Below are 16029 nucleotides of genomic sequence, written 5' to 3'. Positions count from 1 at the left end.
TAAACCTAGAACTGAAGATCAATAAATGAACAAAAAACCACTAATCAGTTATAATTAAGACTTGCGGTATAAATAGGCAAACTATGACTTCTCGATTAAAACCAGCACAGGGTTTTACCCTTATTGAACTTGCTATCACGATTATCATTTTGGCGACACTAGCTGTAATTGCGGTCCCAAAATTCTTAAATTTCCGTGAAGATGCAGAAATAAGCCGTGTTAAAGCCGTGGCAGCCGCTTACCAAGAAGCGGTTAGTTTTGTACAAATTCGCTACCAAATTTTAGGTTTAAGCTCGGATATGACAAATATACCAGGCTATGCCGATGGGACTATCGATGTAAACCCAAACGGTTTTCCATTGGGTATTAATAAAGGTAATCGCCAAGGTTTTATAAAAAATACTAAAAATATTGGGAAAGGTAATCAAGGTTGTGTTTCATTATGGAATATCTTGTTATTAGATCCACCTTCAGTATCCCTAAATAAAAATGATGATACTGATTTTACCGCCTATCGCCATCGTGCTGATAACGGTAGTGGAAAAAGCCAGTGCAGCTATATTTTGAGAACGCTCGGAGATACGACGAATAATCCTGCGGATGCTAAAATCTTGATTAATTATGACTCAGAAACCGGACGCGTCATTGCTATTTTTAGGGATTAATTATATTAATAACGGGTGATGGTGCACTACCATTTATATGTATTTAGTGTTATTCGTCAATTGTAATACAAATATTGCCAATACTGTACTCAACACATTAAAACAGGAATGTATTGCTCAAACACGTCTTAATACTGAAAGCTCACCTATCAGTTCGCAATCATTCTTCTTCGATAACTTCTCCACATCTTATAAATAATCATAAAATAAACTGAACTTTAAATGGTAATGATAACAATTATCAGTATCATATGCACATGCGTCACATCCTGAAACAAATATTAAACATTAAAGCGAGATATAGTCTAAGGATGAAACAACTAGGCGTGTTTTCTAACGTGGTAATTAACACTGAATAACCCACTAGCATAATTTTAATTATTATAAATCAGCATTAATATAGGATGTAGTATGCTCAAATCTAAACTAGCTAAAGCCATTAGCTTGTCATTAAAACCGCAATATCTAATGATGACTCTTCTCGCAACCTCAACGTCTGTCTTTTCATCAGAACAAGATGTAAATAAAGCCGTAACAGAAGACGAACAGGTTACGAGAGTAGTCGGAATTAAACAGACTTTAACCAGTAATATAGCCCAATCAACCATGCGTTCAGAAGCAGACTTGTCTACTGTCCCCCGCTCGGTACAAGTGATTAACGCCGAAGTAATCGAGCAACAAGATGCTTCAAGCTTGAGTGACGTCGTGCATAACGTAAGTAACGTGACAGAGCACAATAACTTTGGTGGTACACGCGATTTATTCAAAATCCGTGGTTTTGAAGCCAATGTTTATGAAGATGGGACTCGAGTTTATGGGCTAGCTCAAGACAAAGCTGTGATTGAAGACCTCCAATCTGTTGAAGTAGTAAAAGGCCCTGAATCCGTTCTATATGGAAATATGAGCCCTGGTGGCTTGATTAATTTAATCAGTAAACGTCCAATGCCAATCTCGAAAAATCAAGTTAAAGCAACAATGGATGAGCACGGTAAGCAACGACTTAGTGTTGATTTTACTGGTGCAGCCAATGACAGTGGAACCCTGCTTTATCGTCTTGTCGGTGTATTTGACGATTCTGAAAGCTGGCGTGATGCTTCTGACAGCAAACAAGTATTTATTGCACCAAGCCTTAGTTGGTTAGTCACTGACGATACGACACTCACGTTCTCTTATAAATACAACAATGAAGAACTTCCTTTCGATCGTGGTACGCTAGCTGTTCGTAACAGTACAAATACTGGTTGGGAGTTCCTAGATATTGATAATAAACGTCTGGGCACTGATTTCTCACGCCAGGAACGTGAAGTCCATAAGTTTGGTTTCGACGTTGATCATACCATCAACGACTACTGGTCTATACGCTTTAAAGCACGTAATTATGAGCGAAAAGCCTCAGCTGAACGTGTACATTTTTATGCATCTTCAAATGCAGCCATGACGCCTTATAAACCACGTGGTGCACCATTTGCCGTTCCACTTTACCAAGAAGATAAAAACAATTATGCTTTTGATGGTAATATCAACCGCTATATTAACGGTAGTCACCAGTCCAGTAATACTCAATTATACTCTTTGGAAAATAACATTGAATTTAACACGGGTGAAATCGAACATCGTGCAATCATAGGGGCTGATTACACTCACTATAAAGAAGAAGAACAACAGTCTGCTTCAGCGAGTTGGAGTAAAGTAGACCTTGCACCCTACGCGACATATGCACTCCGAACACCTAATGCACATAGTGGAAGATATAATTATTATACCGATGATCCTTCTCAAGCGGCTCATCCCGGCGATATGTATAACATTAAAGAAGTTAATCTGGAGCTAACTGAATATAGCGTCTTTGCTCAGGACTTAATTAAATACGACGACTGGAGTTTCGTACTTGGTGCACGCTATGACGTATTTGAAGCCGAGAATACGGAAACTTGGGATAAAACCTTCATGGCAAAAGCGAAGGCAATTGGTGTCCCACTGAAGAATTCTTCATCAGAAAGTCCTAAAGAAAAAAACATCAGTGTACAAGCGGGTGTTTTGTATAAATTAAACCGCCAAGTATCCTTGTTTGGTAACTTTACTGACTCTTACCTACCGAATCAAAAATTTGACAGCGTTGCAAAAGAATGGGTTAAAGCCCAAAACGGCAGACAATTTGAAGTCGGTAGTAAATTATCGTTATTAGGTCACAGACTCAACTTGACTACTTCAGTCTTCCGTACCGACCTTAAGAATGTTGCCTACGCTGGTGATATAAAAGGCAGCTACGACGTATACAAACAGAAAAGCCAAGGGTTCGAGATTGATGGTGATTATGCGATCACAGATGATCTAATCGCCCTATTCTCATATGGCTATACTGATGTTGAGTTCGTAGACGCTCCAGATAGCGTAAGTAAACCAGTAAACGTGCCTAAAAATAATGCAAGTCTTTGGTTAACATATCAAGCAAGCCATGAATGGGGTGTTGGCAGTGGCGTTCGTTATGTTGATGATCGTGCAGGTAACCGTCGTAAAGATTATGACTATACCCTAGATGCTTACACGCTAATCGATGCAGCTGTTTGGTATGCACCAGACTTTGCAGATAATGACCTTAAACTTCAATTAAATGTGAAAAACTTATTTGATAAGGACTATTACACAGCTGGCTCAGATTCGACGCAAAACGCAGTGTACTTAGGTTCACCAAGAACAATTTCATTGAGTGCAGCATATAACTTTTAATATTGTAGAATATGAATGATTAAGACAAAGGGATTCAATGAGTCCCTTTTTTAGCTTAACACGATTGATTTTTAAGGTTACTTAAAAAGTGGGGTTGGCGTCACGCCTAACCCCTGCCATTCAAAACAATACCGTTCTGGCGACTGCCGTTTAATCTTCTTCACAAAATGAGGTTTCGGAGTACCGACAGCGATAGCAGCCACGACCTGATCATCAGGTTTCATGCCAAACATAGGTTTAGTATTATCATTAGCCAAAAATGTATACCAAAGACCGCCATAACCCATTAAATGCAGACCATTCATGATATTCTGAGCAGCGGCTCCGACGCACAAGCGTTGGTCCCACAATGATACTTTATGCTCAGGATCAAGATCCGTTACCACCATAATCATCATAGGGACTTCTGCAATTTCTCTTGCAGAACGGTACGCTTTATCTTTAAGCTCACCATTATCACTTTGGCGTTTGTATAACTCCAACGTCAGATCACCTAGTTTTTGCATGTTATCACCACGGGCAACAATAAAACGCCAAGGCTTCACATTACCGTGATCTGGTGTTGTCATCACTAAGTCAAACAAATTCCGAAGCTCTTCTTCAGATGGCGCAGGATGGCCTAACTTAGATAAGCTATATGAACGGCGATCAAGCAACGATTCCAATGGATTCATTATTAAATTCCTTTTCTTGTTTATCATATATATTTTCAGCTGACAGCCAATGACCAACAGACTGACACTGTACCTGTCTACCCAGATCTAATATTAATACTTGATGGCATAGTGCTTGAAGTAAGGTTAAGTCATGGGTAATCAATACTAGGCTGATTTGACGTTTTTCCTGAATCGACTTAAGTAACGTTATCATTCGGTATCGATTTTCCTGATCTAACGCTGTAGTGGGTTCGTCTAAAATTAATAACTTAGGTGACAGAATTAAGGCTCTCGCGATCATAATACGCTGACGTTGTCCGCCTGATAATTGATGTGGATAACGGTTTAAAAACGCTGTAGGTAAACCCACATCAGCCATGATCGTATCGAGTCGAGATGATATATTTTCTGTTTGTAATTGAGCCAAACATCCTTCTGTGAGTGTTTGGGCAATCGTTAGCCTAGGATTTAAGCTAGAGGCGGTATCTTGAAATACGAATTGTATTTTATGCCGATGGAGTCGTAACATTCGACGCTTTTCATTAAGCCAATCATGACCATCAAAATGGATAGAGCCTGTCGCATGGACAAGTCTTAATAACGCTTTCGCTAACGTGGACTTTCCTGAACCACTCTGACCTATAATTCCAATACTTTCGCCTTCATTCAACGAAAAATTAATGTTATCCAATAACCTCTGCGGTGCACTCCACCAGCCTGTAGACTTAACATCAACAGTTAAGTTATTTACATTAAGCAAGGTTCGCTTACTCGGAGAAACAGGGGGATCAAAATGCATAGCTCTCAACAAGGCTTGCGTATATTCATGCTTAGGCGTGTTGAATAAAAGTAAGGCTTGGTTATGCTCGATAACCTTACCCTGTTGTAATACCATCACTTGATCTGCAACTTGTCTTACCATGTGTAAATCATGCGAGATGAGAACGATAGCCATGCCTGTTCGAGCTTGGATCTGCTTTAGCAACAGCAAAATTTGCTGACGCACCTCGGGATCAAGTGCCGTCGACGGCTCATCTGCAACAAGTAACGTAGGATTATTCACAATCGCCTGCGCAATAAGCAATCTTTGCCTCTGCCCTCCAGACAGTTGATGTGGGTAACGTGTTTTTAAGTCTGAAGATAAACCGACTTGTTCAAGCAACCCATCAATACGTTGATTTAATAACGCAGTATTACCCGCTCTAAATGGCGTACCCGATTTATAATGTAATGCAATTGCTCGTTTAAGCAGCCAATCGACACGTTTAACAGGGTTGAGTGCTGATAAGGGTTCTTGCGACACCATTCCAATCTGCTTTCCTCTCACCTTCTGCCACTGCAGTTCAGAAAAAGTGCGGCTATTATGCCCATTGATATTAACAGATCCACTCGCCACTCCCGCTGTAGGTTCAATACCAAGTAATAACTTGGCTAATAGGGTTTTTCCAGCACCACTTTCGCCAACCACAGCTAAAGTTTGTCCCCTATCAACTTGAAAACTAATGTTATCTAGCAGCTTAGCTTTTCCAATAGAATAACTTAGTCCTTCAACCTTCAGCATGATCTTTATCCTTATAAGGGCTCAACCATTCTTGTATTGCTTCACTCATCAGCACGACTAATGTCACAATGAGTAAAATAGCACCACAGCCCGTTAACCCTAACCAAGGGGCGTGCAAGTTGTTTTTACCTTGCGAAATCAACTCCCCCAAAGAAGGGTAACCGACAGGTAATCCGAACCCCAAAAAATCTAACGTAATTAGCGAACCTAAAGCCCCAGAAAATACAAACGGCAAACTACTTAATGTAGCAATAAGTGCATTTGGCATAATGTGTCGCCAAATTACTCGCCAATCAGGAACACCAACAATAAGCGCCGACTGGATATATTCCAACTGACGTGTTCTTAATACTTCGGCTCGAACTAACTGCGCTAAATAATGCCAACCAAACAAGGCCAGAATCATACTTAAGGTGAAGAAACTAGGCTGAATAAGACTCGATACAATCATCACAACAAACATCACGGGAACCGAGCCCCAAATTTCGCTAACACGCTGACCAAACAGATCAACTACCCCACCAAAATACCCTTGTAACGTACCTGCAACTAACGCTAACAAGGCAATATTGACAGTAATAAAGAAGGAGAATCCAAGGCTAATACGTATACCATAAAGAAGCCGAGCAAAAACATCTCGTCCCTGATCATCCAATCCTAACCAGTTTTCGGATGTTGGAGGTGACGGATAACTAAGCTCATAATTAATGGTACTGTAGCTGTAATGCACAAATGGCCATAACGCCCAGCCTTGCTTTGCAATCTGTTCACTCAAAAAAGGATCGGTATAGTCCGCTTCTGAATCAAAATCGCCACCAAACTGAGTTTCGGGATAACTGACTAAAATAGGAAAAAACAACTCTCCTTTATAGCTAATAAGTAGCGGTTTATCATTCGCGATTAATTCTGCAAACAGACTAACAAAGAACAATATTAAAAAGATAATCGCTGCGTATTTACCTCGTTTTAGTGTACTCAATCGACGGCTGTTCTTCTTTGAATTATCAGGTAAATTTACATCATCTTGGCTAATATCCATCATCCGTTCACCTCGGAAAAATCAACGCGAGGATCAACCCAACGATATATTAAATCACCAACCAAATTCAAAACAAGACCCAGTAACGAATAACAATATAGAATACCTAATACCACTGGGTAATCTCGTTCCAATAACGCCTCAAAACCTAACAATGCAACACCATCTAATGAAAATACGATTTCAACGAGCAAGGTGCCACCAATAAAAATAGACAGTAAATCTGAAGGTAAGCGAGCTACGATCACTAAGATACTATTAGGTAATACATGATTGAAAATTGCGCTTGTCCGACTTTCCCCCATGCAAATAGCCGTATCTAAATAAGGTTGAGCCATTTGGTCAATAATAGAATTACGTGTTAAGACAGTTAACGAAGCCAATCCACTGGCAACACAGGCTGCAACAGGTAAACATAAATGCCAAAAGTAATCGAGGATCTGCCCTGTAACGGATAAATCAGCATGATTTGCAGAAACCAGTCCCCGCAGCGGAAACCAGCTAAAAACACCACCAGCAAATAAAATCAATAACATAATAGCAATAATAAAAGTCGGCACTGCATAAGCGATAAACAGCAGTAAGCTTGATGTCGAATCAAACATACCACCTTGTTTATTCGCCTTCATCACCCCTAATGGTATTGCGATTAAATAGGTTAGGAACAAAGTCCAAAACCCCAAGGATAAAGAAACTGGAAGCTTAGAAAAAATTAATTCAGTAACAGGGCGCTTACTAAAATAACTGCTTCCTAATTCGAATGATAAATAACGACTGAGCGTTTCAGTATAGCGTTGCCATATAGGCTTATCAAAACCATATTCTCGCGCAATTTTGTCTCGCAACTGGTCATCAATAAGCTGACCATTCGTTATTTGGTCAGTCTCATCGAAAAGCGCGTTTGCCGAACTATCAATACCTTGCTGCTTGGCGAAGGCAGCCTCTACAGGCCCACCAGGCAACCACTGAAGCAAGAAAAAATTTAACGAGATAATAATAAACAGCGTCGGAAATACTAACAGCAAACGACGAATAAAATAAAAATTAAGCATATTACTTCGAGCGCTCATCCCACCAGAATTCAACTTCATAACCATATTTTGGTGCTTGTAACGGTTTTTCAATATAGTTCTGATAAGCAACTAACTGAAAGTTACGCGCCCACAATGGTAAATAGTAATAATTCCATTTCAATACCCGATCTAATGCGCGTCCGTATGCTTGCGTATCCACATAACGGTCTGACTGAACAAGTCCTTCAACAAGGTTATCAATAGCAGGATCTTTAATACCACTGATATTATAACTTGAAGCAACACCCGCAAATTCAGATTTAAGTGATGAACGTAACTCAGTATTTGGCGGAATTCGAACCTTATATTGACTTGGGGTCATATCAAACTGACGTTGCATTAATAATTTATAATATTCAGTACCTGTTTTGATTGTTATGTTTGAGCTAATACCCAATTTTTTCAATGTTTGAATATAAGCGCCGATTGCAGGTTTCATGGCTGGCGATGGTAATAAGAAGTTAATCGTCATCACCTCGCCCGTCACACTATGGACCAACTTATTATTTTTAACTTTCCAACCTGCCTCTTTTAATAAGGCTTGTGCTTTTAATAAATTCTTACGGTTACGACCTGAACCATCTGTGCTTGGTAGTGTAAATTCACTTGATAATACCTGTTCCGGCAATTGCGCAGACAATGGTATTAATATTGCTTTTTCCTGTGCAGAGGGTAATCCCTCTGCAGCCAAAAAGCTATTGTTAAACAGGCTTGTAGCGCGAGTGTATTGATTATTAAATGCTTTTTCATTTAACCACTCAAAATCAAATGCGGTGACCAAGGCTTCTCGCGTTCTGCGGTCATCAAATTTAGCCTGTCTTAAATTAAATACCATCGCCGTAACAAAAGAAGGTGCGTCATAATTAATCTTATCTTTAACAACCGTTCCAGCGCTAAAAACGTCACCTTGATATAACTTATTCCAGCGTAATAAATTCGTTTCAGCAATATAATTTACATCATTGGTTTTAAGCGCTTGCACTGCTGCATTACGATCGCGGAAATACTCTACTTTGATATTCTTAAAGTTATATTTACCCTTATTAACAGGTAAGTTTTTACCCCAGTAATCATCTCTTAGTTCATACACAATCCTGCGACCAGGATCCACCGAGGTTACTTTATAAGGGCCTGAACCAATAGGTATATCAAGCGATGGCTGCGTAAAGTCTTTATGTTGCCAGATATGCTTTGGCAATACAGGTAAGTTACCCGAGTTTAAGATTTGTAAACGGCTACCATCACCACCAAAATTAATCTTTACCGTCAAAGGATCAATAACTTCAACCGACTTAACCATTTTAAAACGTGATTTAATATTACTTAAACCACTTTCACGATACAGATTTAACGAGTACGCCACATCTTCAGCAGTAACAGGATAACCGTCACTAAACTTTGCTTCTTTTCTTAGAAAGTAAATAACCGAAGAATAATCATCAGCAATTGTCATCTTTTCAGCTAACCAACCATAACGTGTTTTAATCTCATCTTTATCGTGACCACGAACAGTTAGGCGATCATAAAGCCAGAATAATCCTCTCGGTTTTTTACCTAAATCGATAAATTGATGTAAAGAATCAAAGCTTCCCATTTCCGCCATCACCAACTCACCTTGTTTGGGCGCATTAGGATTCGCGTAATCAAAATTGCTAAAGTTCTCGGTATACTTTGGTTCACCATACAAGCTGATACCATGACTGGTATATTCGGCCAACACAGGGTGACTAAATGTTGCGATTAAAACTAACGCGCCCCCTAATAACCCACGAATAGATTGTTGTATGTCCATTAGCTAGCTTGCTCCATAGTTAGTTCATTCACATCATTTTTAACGAGGGATAGTTGCCCTGCATCAACACGGTATAATTGATCTGCAAGGTGGAAGTAATGATCGTCATGTGTAATGGCGATAATCGTTTTACCGCGCGCTTTAAGCTCTGGCAGTAACTCGGTATAAAAAATACGTCGGAAGGTAGGATCCTGATCGGCAGCCCATTCATCAAGTACAATGATGCTGCGATCTTCAAGGTATGCCAATAATAATGCCAAACGCTTGCGTTGCCCTTGAGATAACTCTGTTGTGCTAAGACGACCATCAACAACTTCAACTTTATTATTTAAAGCGAGTTTCGTTAGGTAATGTTCAACCAGTTCTGGATCGGGCTTAACCCCATTTTCATTAATAATTTTTTTAAATAAATAAAAATCAGCAAATACCACAGAAAAATGATTACGATACCAATCCATATTATGCTCATTAATCACAGTATCAGAAAATGTGATGGTTCCACGGTGTGCACTATATAAACCGGTAAGCAGGCGTGCGCAAGTTGACTTACCACAGCCATTCCCACCGACCCAGAAAATCAACTCGCCTTGATTAATAGTTAAATGAATTGGCCCAACGGAAAAACCTGATTCGCCATCTTCACTCGGGTAATTATATTCAACTTGGTCTAGCTTAAGTGTTTTCCATGACGTCTGAAGTGCAGGCAATGAATTCAGTTCATTTTTGTCTTCAGCTAAATCTAATGATGATACTTTGGCATAAGCGACAGAACCAATGATAAGCGCAGGTAATGAACCAACAAATCCCGCTAAAGGCGAACGCAAGAACAGAATTGCCAATGCATAACCAGTCACTTGTTCCGATGTCCCAATCTGGAATTGGGTATGCATAAGTAAAACAAGTGCAATCAAAAGTAATACCGATGTATTTATCCAACTGCCATTTAGAACATTAAGTCGGTCTGCTTTTGTATCTAAGATTCTCGCTTGTTCTACTGAAGGCTGTAATTGAGAATGATAAAAAGACGCACGGCGTTCTTGACTTAATTTAAGCTCATTACGGCCTTGTAGCATGGCATCATAACTGTCAAATAATACGTCATCATTTTCTCGTACTCGTTTTTTATAATCACGAGATGCGATCATTAGCCGGCGACCGAAAAGAATCGATACAGTACTCATCACAAGCGTTGCGATAAAAAATGTCGCAGACAACCAAAACAAATACGCGTACGTAAATAGTACAACCGACGCGCCAAAAACAACAAAAGGTAAACTATTAAACGCTTGGCTGATAGCGGTTATGTCTTTGGTTAAAGTCGCAAGAATAGTTGGCTGCCCTAACTGATCAATCCGCTCAACAGACATATTCATTAATCGGCGACTAATACTCAGCCTTAGCTCATATACAACACGATGACCTAACCGAGTAATCTGAGATTGAGAAATATAACTTAGTCCAAATAATAGGAATATGAGAACAAAAAATAAAGTGATTGGAAAATCAGCACCGACACTTAATCGACTAATCGCTTCATTAATAAATGCGATAACTGATACACCTGCTGCAGCACTTAAAGCACTGAGAAATATTGCGACTATAAATTTTGAATAGTCACCTTTTAATAAAGACAGAATTAACTTCGCGTTCATGATAAACAACACTGCTTGTTAGAGTTATGATAACAACACATTGAAATATTGGTGCTTTACAAAAGCATTAGGATGTTAACACTAATCATTCTTGTTTGCATGTTTGTTTTTTATAAATGAATCAAAGCTTTCTTAATTACGCATTAAGAATAAGCATTAATGTAAATGCCTGTGGATAAAACGGAGGATACTGGATTCTATTATGTGTAAAATGTTAAACTTAGATTATTTAAAAAAATAAATAAATCATGAGGAATAAAGATGGAAATTAGTATTGAAGATGTTATGAATATTGATCTAGATATCGAAAACTTACCTCCAATAGAAGTACAAAAGAATATAGTTGAAGACATCGAACGGTTAATGTCTGAAGGTAAAAGTCAGGCTGAAGCTCTTCACTTTGTATTTTCATATTATAAAATGGGTAACAAAGTTAACTAAGATCGGAATGTTTACATGGCCATATTCGTGTCAAAATTATCTCTACTGACACGAAGCTGTCCCTTTGTGAGTTAGATCTCACCCATGTTTTATTCTCATATAAGGCGTGGGAGCTACTTGTCATATCATAATTTCTCACTCGAGACCGGTTGCTAGTGAAATTTGGATCCGACCTTAACGAATCGTTGGGTGTTTATTGAAACCGCTGTATTGAAGCCAGCCCAACCTTTAGAACACCCGCTTCCACCTTTAGGAGCTGGTATTGGACAAGATGACGACATCGTTTTTCAGGCTATCATTCTAATGGTAGAGTATCTGGAACTAATGTGGTGGGCACATTTTCTTTGAGAGATAATGTAAATTTCACCTCAAATCCACAAATAAACTCTCTAAAGTTAGATGATTGTTTTATTTGGTATTCAGGCGTAAGGGAAGATCGTAGTTTCAAAATTGGCATAGTTCCTTGTAAGTAGCTTACAAGGATGTAATCGTTAAACCATAGGTCCCTGAAATACAGTTATGAAGGCTGCTGAACGATGTCTTTTGGGCGCTGAACAGCCTACCGTAATTGAACTGGATCCATAATCCTATGCGTTATTCAGCCAGTGCCCTAATTTCTCTGCCTTAGTGGTCAGATAACCTTCATTGTGGGGGTTCTTTCCCACTTGAATCGATACACGCTCAACAATTTCAATACCAAACTCACTTAAGGCTTCAATTTTTCTAGGATTGTTAGTCATTAGTTTTAACTTTGAGATATTTAGATGGCTTAATATTCCCTGACATATACCATAATCTCGAAGGTCAGCAGAAAAACCCAGTCGCTCATTGGCTTCAACGGTATCTGCACCCAGATCTTGTAGGCTATAAGCTCGGATTTTATTCAATAAGCCTATCCCACGCCCTTCCTGCCTAAGGTAAAGTAAAATACCGCGGCCCTCTTCAGCAATCATCCCCATGGCTTCATTCAGCTGATATCCACAGTCGCAACGCATACTAAATAGCGCATCCCCAGTAAGGCACTCTGAATGAACTCTCGCTAAAACAGGCTTGCAATCAGAAAAATCACCGAGTGTTAGGGCCACGTGCTCCTGTCCAGTTTCTAAATCTTCAAAGCCATGCATATCAAAAGTAACAAATGGGGTTGGTAAACGACAGGTTTCAATAAAACGAACAGGCATATATCCTCAATACGGTGTACTTATCATTAATTTTAGGGAGGACATTGTCATATACTCAATGTCCTTGTGTAATATGGTTTAGAAATAATTAAATATTAGTTTTTAATTGACATGTTCTTAATATAAATCCCGACGGTAATACCCGGTGTCAGTGAGTTGATTAATATAGCTCTGAGCTTGATCAAATGATAATTTACCGTGCTGCTGTACTACTTCAATAAGTGCATTATCTATGGCTTTTGCTAAATTATCTTTACTACCACAAAGGTATAATGTTGCATCACGTTGGAGTAGGGACCAAACCAAAGCACCTTGTTCTATTATCGCATGTTGCACATAGCGCTTTTGTTCTTGATCTCGTGAAAACACTGTAACCAGTTGACTTAAAACACCTTCGCTTAACCAATGTTCAAGTTCAGATTTATATAAAAAATCCTTCTTGGAATATCGTTCTCCAAATATGAGTAATGTTTCTGATTTTATTTGTAATTCAGTTTGAGCTTTCTGTTGTCGCTCTAATTGCTGTAAGAAACCAATATAAGGTGCTATCCCAGTACCTGCACCGATCATTATGACGGGTGTATCTATTTCATCAGCTAAGTGAAATTCTTTATTAGACCGAGTGAATATATCAACGATATCACCAGGTTCACAACGACTCAACCAGTTGCTCATCGTACCAAAATGCATTCTATTTTCATGTTCATAAGCGATATCTCTTACACATAAACTGACTTGCGAAGCACTTTTACCGTCACTATTTTGATCGCTGGATGCTATGGAATAAGCGCGTGCCGTTTGCTCTGATAATGCATCACATAATTCGCTTAATGTGATATACCCTACTTCTCCGCAATCCTGTAATACATCTAAAACATCACGACCGTAAAGGTAATCGGCAAGTGCTTTTTTGTTACGGATCTTTAGTTTTTCTTTTAAGTTAGCATTATTTGATTTATTGGCTAGCGTGCGTAGTAAGCTTTTGCTTAACAAACGTAATTCTTTGCCCTGTAATTGTTGTGACGCCTGTTCATCACCAAACCAGTCTGTAATATCTTGTAGTAACTCAGATTTATGGTTTGGTACTACATATAATAAATCACCGGCCCGATAATTCATTCCACTGCCATCAATATCGAGATCTATCTTATAGACACCGGCAGAACTGGAATTTAAGCGAGTGACATTAATTATTTTAGCTTGATGTGGCTTAGTTTCACTATAAGGCTCGACTCTGAGCATTAACTGATGACCAATCGTATCGTCACCTGCCACCACTGCATTGACTGTATCGACCCATTGTGTGAAAAAATTACGATAATCCAAGTCAGCGTCTACTCTATTAATAGCTCGGATAGCACCTTTATCGTGTAACTGCGCATCGAGTTGTTGGCCGAATTGACAAAAATTGGTATATGCTACATCACCTAAAGCAAAAATAGCATATTGAAAGGGAGCCAAAGTGTTAAGGCTTGCCAACTGTAACGCAAAGTCATCGGCATTGCCTGGAGGCTCCCCATCACCAAAGGTACTGGTGATCACCAGTAACAAATCTTTGGTGGATAAATCATTTATCACTAAATTGTTGAGAGTAACTAATTCCAATTTAACGGAAGATAGAAAGGGTAGCTCGCAAAACTGTCTGGCCAAGCGCTCTGCATTACCAGATTCAGAGCCATAGCTTATAATAATCCGTTCGAAATTAGTTTTCATCATTACTCTCCGTAGAAGTCGTCAAATACTTCTTTAGATAATTCAACGCTGTCAAAATCACTCATTAGATCATTAATAACTCGACGAATGCTGATATATTCTGTGATGTTACCTGCATCATCAAAGATAGGTTGTACTGTTGTATCTACAACATACAAGCTGCCACCTTTACCTACGTTTGGTATAATACCCGTCCAGATTTCACCATTTTTGATAGTATCCCACATATCTTTATAGACACTTTTTTCGATTGATTTATGGCGTACTAAATTATGTGGAGCACCGACTAACTCTTCTCTGCTATAACCAGTTAACTGACAAAATAAATCATTAACATAAGTAATGTTGCCTTGAAGATCTGTTTTAGATACGACTAAAACCTTATCGAGGGCTGTTAAAACTTGTTCTGAAATTGAAGTTTGCATCTATAAATACCTTTTTGTAATACGAATTTTGTGAATTCGTCATCACTATATTATTGATGCATTTTAAATGCAACAATAATATAGTTCGTTAATCAAAAATATTTTTATGTAAGCATTTAAGAGTTAAGTAGAATTAATAGTTGCGACTTCAAGATTCACAATCAGCAAACCGCATGAAGAGTATCTTCAAGGCTTCATAACGCCTTCGTCGGCTTGTCCTTCTCCTCTCTGATATCGCTTGGGTATAGACATCATTTTTATTTAGACGTACTTATGGATATAAATCCCTGTTCGTTCAACGGTTTAAGTTGAAAAAACATCAATACTTTGCTGATTTTTTTAACCCTGTATTTTTCAATTCCTTCTTTGCCTTGGCGAGTTGACCATTTAACTAAGTCATCGCGAACTTCATTATAATTGAAGTAAGGTACAGACTTGCCACAAGATGCTTGAACCATTTCTATATCTAAAATAAATATTTTTCGGGCAGCCACACTTTGTGGGAATAGCACGCAGTATTTATCCCATTCAGATCTTTTTGATGGATTACTTTTGCATTGCCATATCGCTTATTTCTACGCCTTGGAAATTGATAAACTCCATACCGTAATAGCCGTGTATTTAATTGCTTAAACCACCAGCATTTATTACCAATTGCATTAATAAATGGTCAATTGAACAAATCGGCTCGTTGCTAGGCCCAAGTAATTATGTTTAACACTCGAAAAGCTGTCATACTAGCGCCATAAAATTTAGTATTTTGATGACTAAGATTAAAGTGAGAACAAAATGATCAATATTTACCGTGTATCTTTTCCTGATGGTAGCGTTTATATCGCATCGAAAAAAACACCACCAGCAAACGCAGTAAAAAGCTATGAATGGGCTAAAGGTCACGCAGACCCGACACGTCCATTGGTTGCAGCTTACCTGAAAAGCAAAGGCCAAAGCACGTTAGAACTACTTCATTCAGACTTAACACCTGATATGGCTAAAAAATTAAAAAGAAGATATATCGTCGAAGCAAGACAAGCAAAGCAATTCGTTATTACCTAATTGATGCTGTAAACCTGCTTTCCCAAGCAGGTTTTTATCTACCCTCCT

14 protein-coding genes are annotated in these 16029 nt (G+C 38.8%); 4 read left to right on the top strand and 10 right to left on the bottom strand.

The window, feature by feature from the left end; translation table 11 throughout:
- The first annotated feature begins 83 nt into the window (after positions 1-83).
- Both HWV01_RS06895 and HWV01_RS06890 read left to right on the top strand, forming a co-directional pair.
- Complete coding sequence (locus tag HWV01_RS06895; RefSeq protein ID WP_067050301.1) at positions 84-665, top strand: Tfp pilus assembly protein FimT/FimU; 582 nt, start codon at positions 84-86, stop codon at positions 663-665.
- Positions 666-1076: 411 nt separating this feature from the next.
- Positions 1077-3392 carry a TonB-dependent siderophore receptor gene (locus HWV01_RS06890; RefSeq protein WP_211674687.1) on the top strand — a complete coding sequence of 772 codons (2316 nt, stop codon included), beginning with the start codon at positions 1077-1079 and terminating at the stop codon, positions 3390-3392.
- Between the two features lie 77 nt (positions 3393-3469).
- On the opposite strand, the gene HWV01_RS06885 is transcribed toward HWV01_RS06890, so the two are convergent.
- Genes HWV01_RS06885 through HWV01_RS06860 form a run of 6 tightly spaced genes read right to left on the bottom strand, consistent with a single transcriptional unit; the run spans position 3470 to position 11165 of the window.
- Positions 3470-4066: a nitroreductase gene (locus tag HWV01_RS06885; protein ID WP_211674686.1), complete on the bottom strand. Its 597-nt coding sequence runs from the start codon at positions 4064-4066 to the stop codon at positions 3470-3472.
- The gene (locus HWV01_RS06880; RefSeq protein ID WP_211674685.1) at positions 4041-5609 is read right to left on the bottom strand and encodes an ABC transporter ATP-binding protein; all 1569 of its coding nucleotides are present in this window, start codon (positions 5607-5609) and stop codon (positions 4041-4043) included. The genes HWV01_RS06885 and HWV01_RS06880 overlap by 26 nt, the downstream gene beginning before the upstream one ends.
- Complete coding sequence (locus HWV01_RS06875) at positions 5596-6651, bottom strand: ABC transporter permease (RefSeq protein WP_249185465.1); 1056 nt, start codon at positions 6649-6651, stop codon at positions 5596-5598. The genes HWV01_RS06880 and HWV01_RS06875 overlap by 14 nt, the downstream gene beginning before the upstream one ends.
- Positions 6648-7700: an ABC transporter permease subunit gene (locus tag HWV01_RS06870; protein WP_249185464.1), complete on the bottom strand. Its 1053-nt coding sequence runs from the start codon at positions 7698-7700 to the stop codon at positions 6648-6650. Before HWV01_RS06870 ends, HWV01_RS06875 begins: the two co-directional genes overlap by 4 nt.
- Before the next feature lies 1 nt (position 7701).
- Positions 7702-9513, bottom strand: a complete 1812-nt coding sequence (locus HWV01_RS06865) for an extracellular solute-binding protein (protein WP_211674683.1) — start codon at positions 9511-9513, stop codon at positions 7702-7704.
- Positions 9513-11165, bottom strand: a complete 1653-nt coding sequence (locus HWV01_RS06860) for a cyclic peptide export ABC transporter (RefSeq protein ID WP_211674682.1) — start codon at positions 11163-11165, stop codon at positions 9513-9515. The genes HWV01_RS06865 and HWV01_RS06860 overlap by 1 nt, the downstream gene beginning before the upstream one ends.
- Positions 11166-11426: 261 nt before the next feature.
- Between HWV01_RS06860 and HWV01_RS06855 the strand changes: the two genes are divergently transcribed.
- Complete coding sequence (locus HWV01_RS06855) at positions 11427-11606, top strand: hypothetical protein (protein ID WP_211674681.1); 180 nt, start codon at positions 11427-11429, stop codon at positions 11604-11606.
- A gap of 587 nt (positions 11607-12193) precedes the next feature.
- Here HWV01_RS06855 and ribA read toward each other — a convergent pair.
- The 4 genes from ribA to HWV01_RS06835 all read right to left on the bottom strand — a co-directional run bounded on the left by ribA (position 12194) and on the right by HWV01_RS06835 (position 15437).
- Positions 12194-12787 (bottom strand): GTP cyclohydrolase II, encoded by a 594-nt coding sequence (gene ribA / locus HWV01_RS06850; protein WP_211674680.1) that lies wholly within the window; start codon positions 12785-12787, stop codon positions 12194-12196.
- Between the two features lie 117 nt (positions 12788-12904).
- Positions 12905-14503, bottom strand: coding sequence for a sulfite reductase flavoprotein subunit alpha (locus HWV01_RS06845; RefSeq protein ID WP_211674679.1), 1599 nt, complete (start codon positions 14501-14503; stop codon positions 12905-12907).
- Entirely contained in the window at positions 14503-14925 is a 423-nt protein-coding gene (locus HWV01_RS06840) for a PAS domain S-box protein (RefSeq protein WP_157534178.1), read from the bottom strand. Before HWV01_RS06840 ends, HWV01_RS06845 begins: the two co-directional genes overlap by 1 nt.
- Positions 14926-15182: 257 nt before the next feature.
- A complete protein-coding gene (locus tag HWV01_RS06835) occupies positions 15183-15437 on the bottom strand; it encodes a hypothetical protein (RefSeq protein ID WP_211674678.1) in 255 nt (84 codons plus the stop codon).
- A gap of 277 nt (positions 15438-15714) precedes the next feature.
- Between HWV01_RS06835 and HWV01_RS06830 the strand changes: the two genes are divergently transcribed.
- On the top strand, positions 15715-15981 hold the full coding sequence (locus tag HWV01_RS06830; protein ID WP_211674677.1) for a hypothetical protein: 267 nt from the start codon (positions 15715-15717) through the stop codon (positions 15979-15981).
- Positions 15982-16029: the final 48 nt, after the last annotated feature.

Origin of the sequence: Moritella sp. 5 (assembly GCF_018219455.1) — a bacterium.
Lineage (GTDB): Bacteria > Pseudomonadota > Gammaproteobacteria > Enterobacterales > Moritellaceae > Moritella.
Note: the sequence above shows the minus strand (reverse complement) of the source record. Positions and strands in the feature narration are given on the sequence as shown.

Coding starts and splice junctions, on each gene's coding strand:
- HWV01_RS06860 (WP_211674682.1), bottom strand. CDS start 11,165: ATGAACGCGAAGTTAATTCTGTCTTTATTAAAAGGTGACTATTCAAAA.
- ribA (WP_211674680.1), bottom strand. CDS start 12,787: ATGCCTGTTCGTTTTATTGAAACCTGTCGTTTACCAACCCCATTTGTT.
- HWV01_RS06890 (WP_211674687.1), top strand. CDS start 1,077: ATGCTCAAATCTAAACTAGCTAAAGCCATTAGCTTGTCATTAAAACCG.
- HWV01_RS06865 (WP_211674683.1), bottom strand. CDS start 9,513: ATGGACATACAACAATCTATTCGTGGGTTATTAGGGGGCGCGTTAGTT.
- HWV01_RS06840 (WP_157534178.1), bottom strand. CDS start 14,925: ATGCAAACTTCAATTTCAGAACAAGTTTTAACAGCCCTCGATAAGGTT.
- HWV01_RS06880 (WP_211674685.1), bottom strand. CDS start 5,609: ATGCTGAAGGTTGAAGGACTAAGTTATTCTATTGGAAAAGCTAAGCTG.
- HWV01_RS06855 (WP_211674681.1), top strand. CDS start 11,427: ATGGAAATTAGTATTGAAGATGTTATGAATATTGATCTAGATATCGAA.
- HWV01_RS06895 (WP_067050301.1), top strand. CDS start 84: ATGACTTCTCGATTAAAACCAGCACAGGGTTTTACCCTTATTGAACTT.
- HWV01_RS06870 (WP_249185464.1), bottom strand. CDS start 7,700: ATGCTTAATTTTTATTTTATTCGTCGTTTGCTGTTAGTATTTCCGACG.
- HWV01_RS06830 (WP_211674677.1), top strand. CDS start 15,715: ATGATCAATATTTACCGTGTATCTTTTCCTGATGGTAGCGTTTATATC.
- HWV01_RS06845 (WP_211674679.1), bottom strand. CDS start 14,503: ATGATGAAAACTAATTTCGAACGGATTATTATAAGCTATGGCTCTGAA.
- HWV01_RS06885 (WP_211674686.1), bottom strand. CDS start 4,066: ATGAATCCATTGGAATCGTTGCTTGATCGCCGTTCATATAGCTTATCT.
- HWV01_RS06875 (WP_249185465.1), bottom strand. CDS start 6,651: ATGATGGATATTAGCCAAGATGATGTAAATTTACCTGATAATTCAAAG.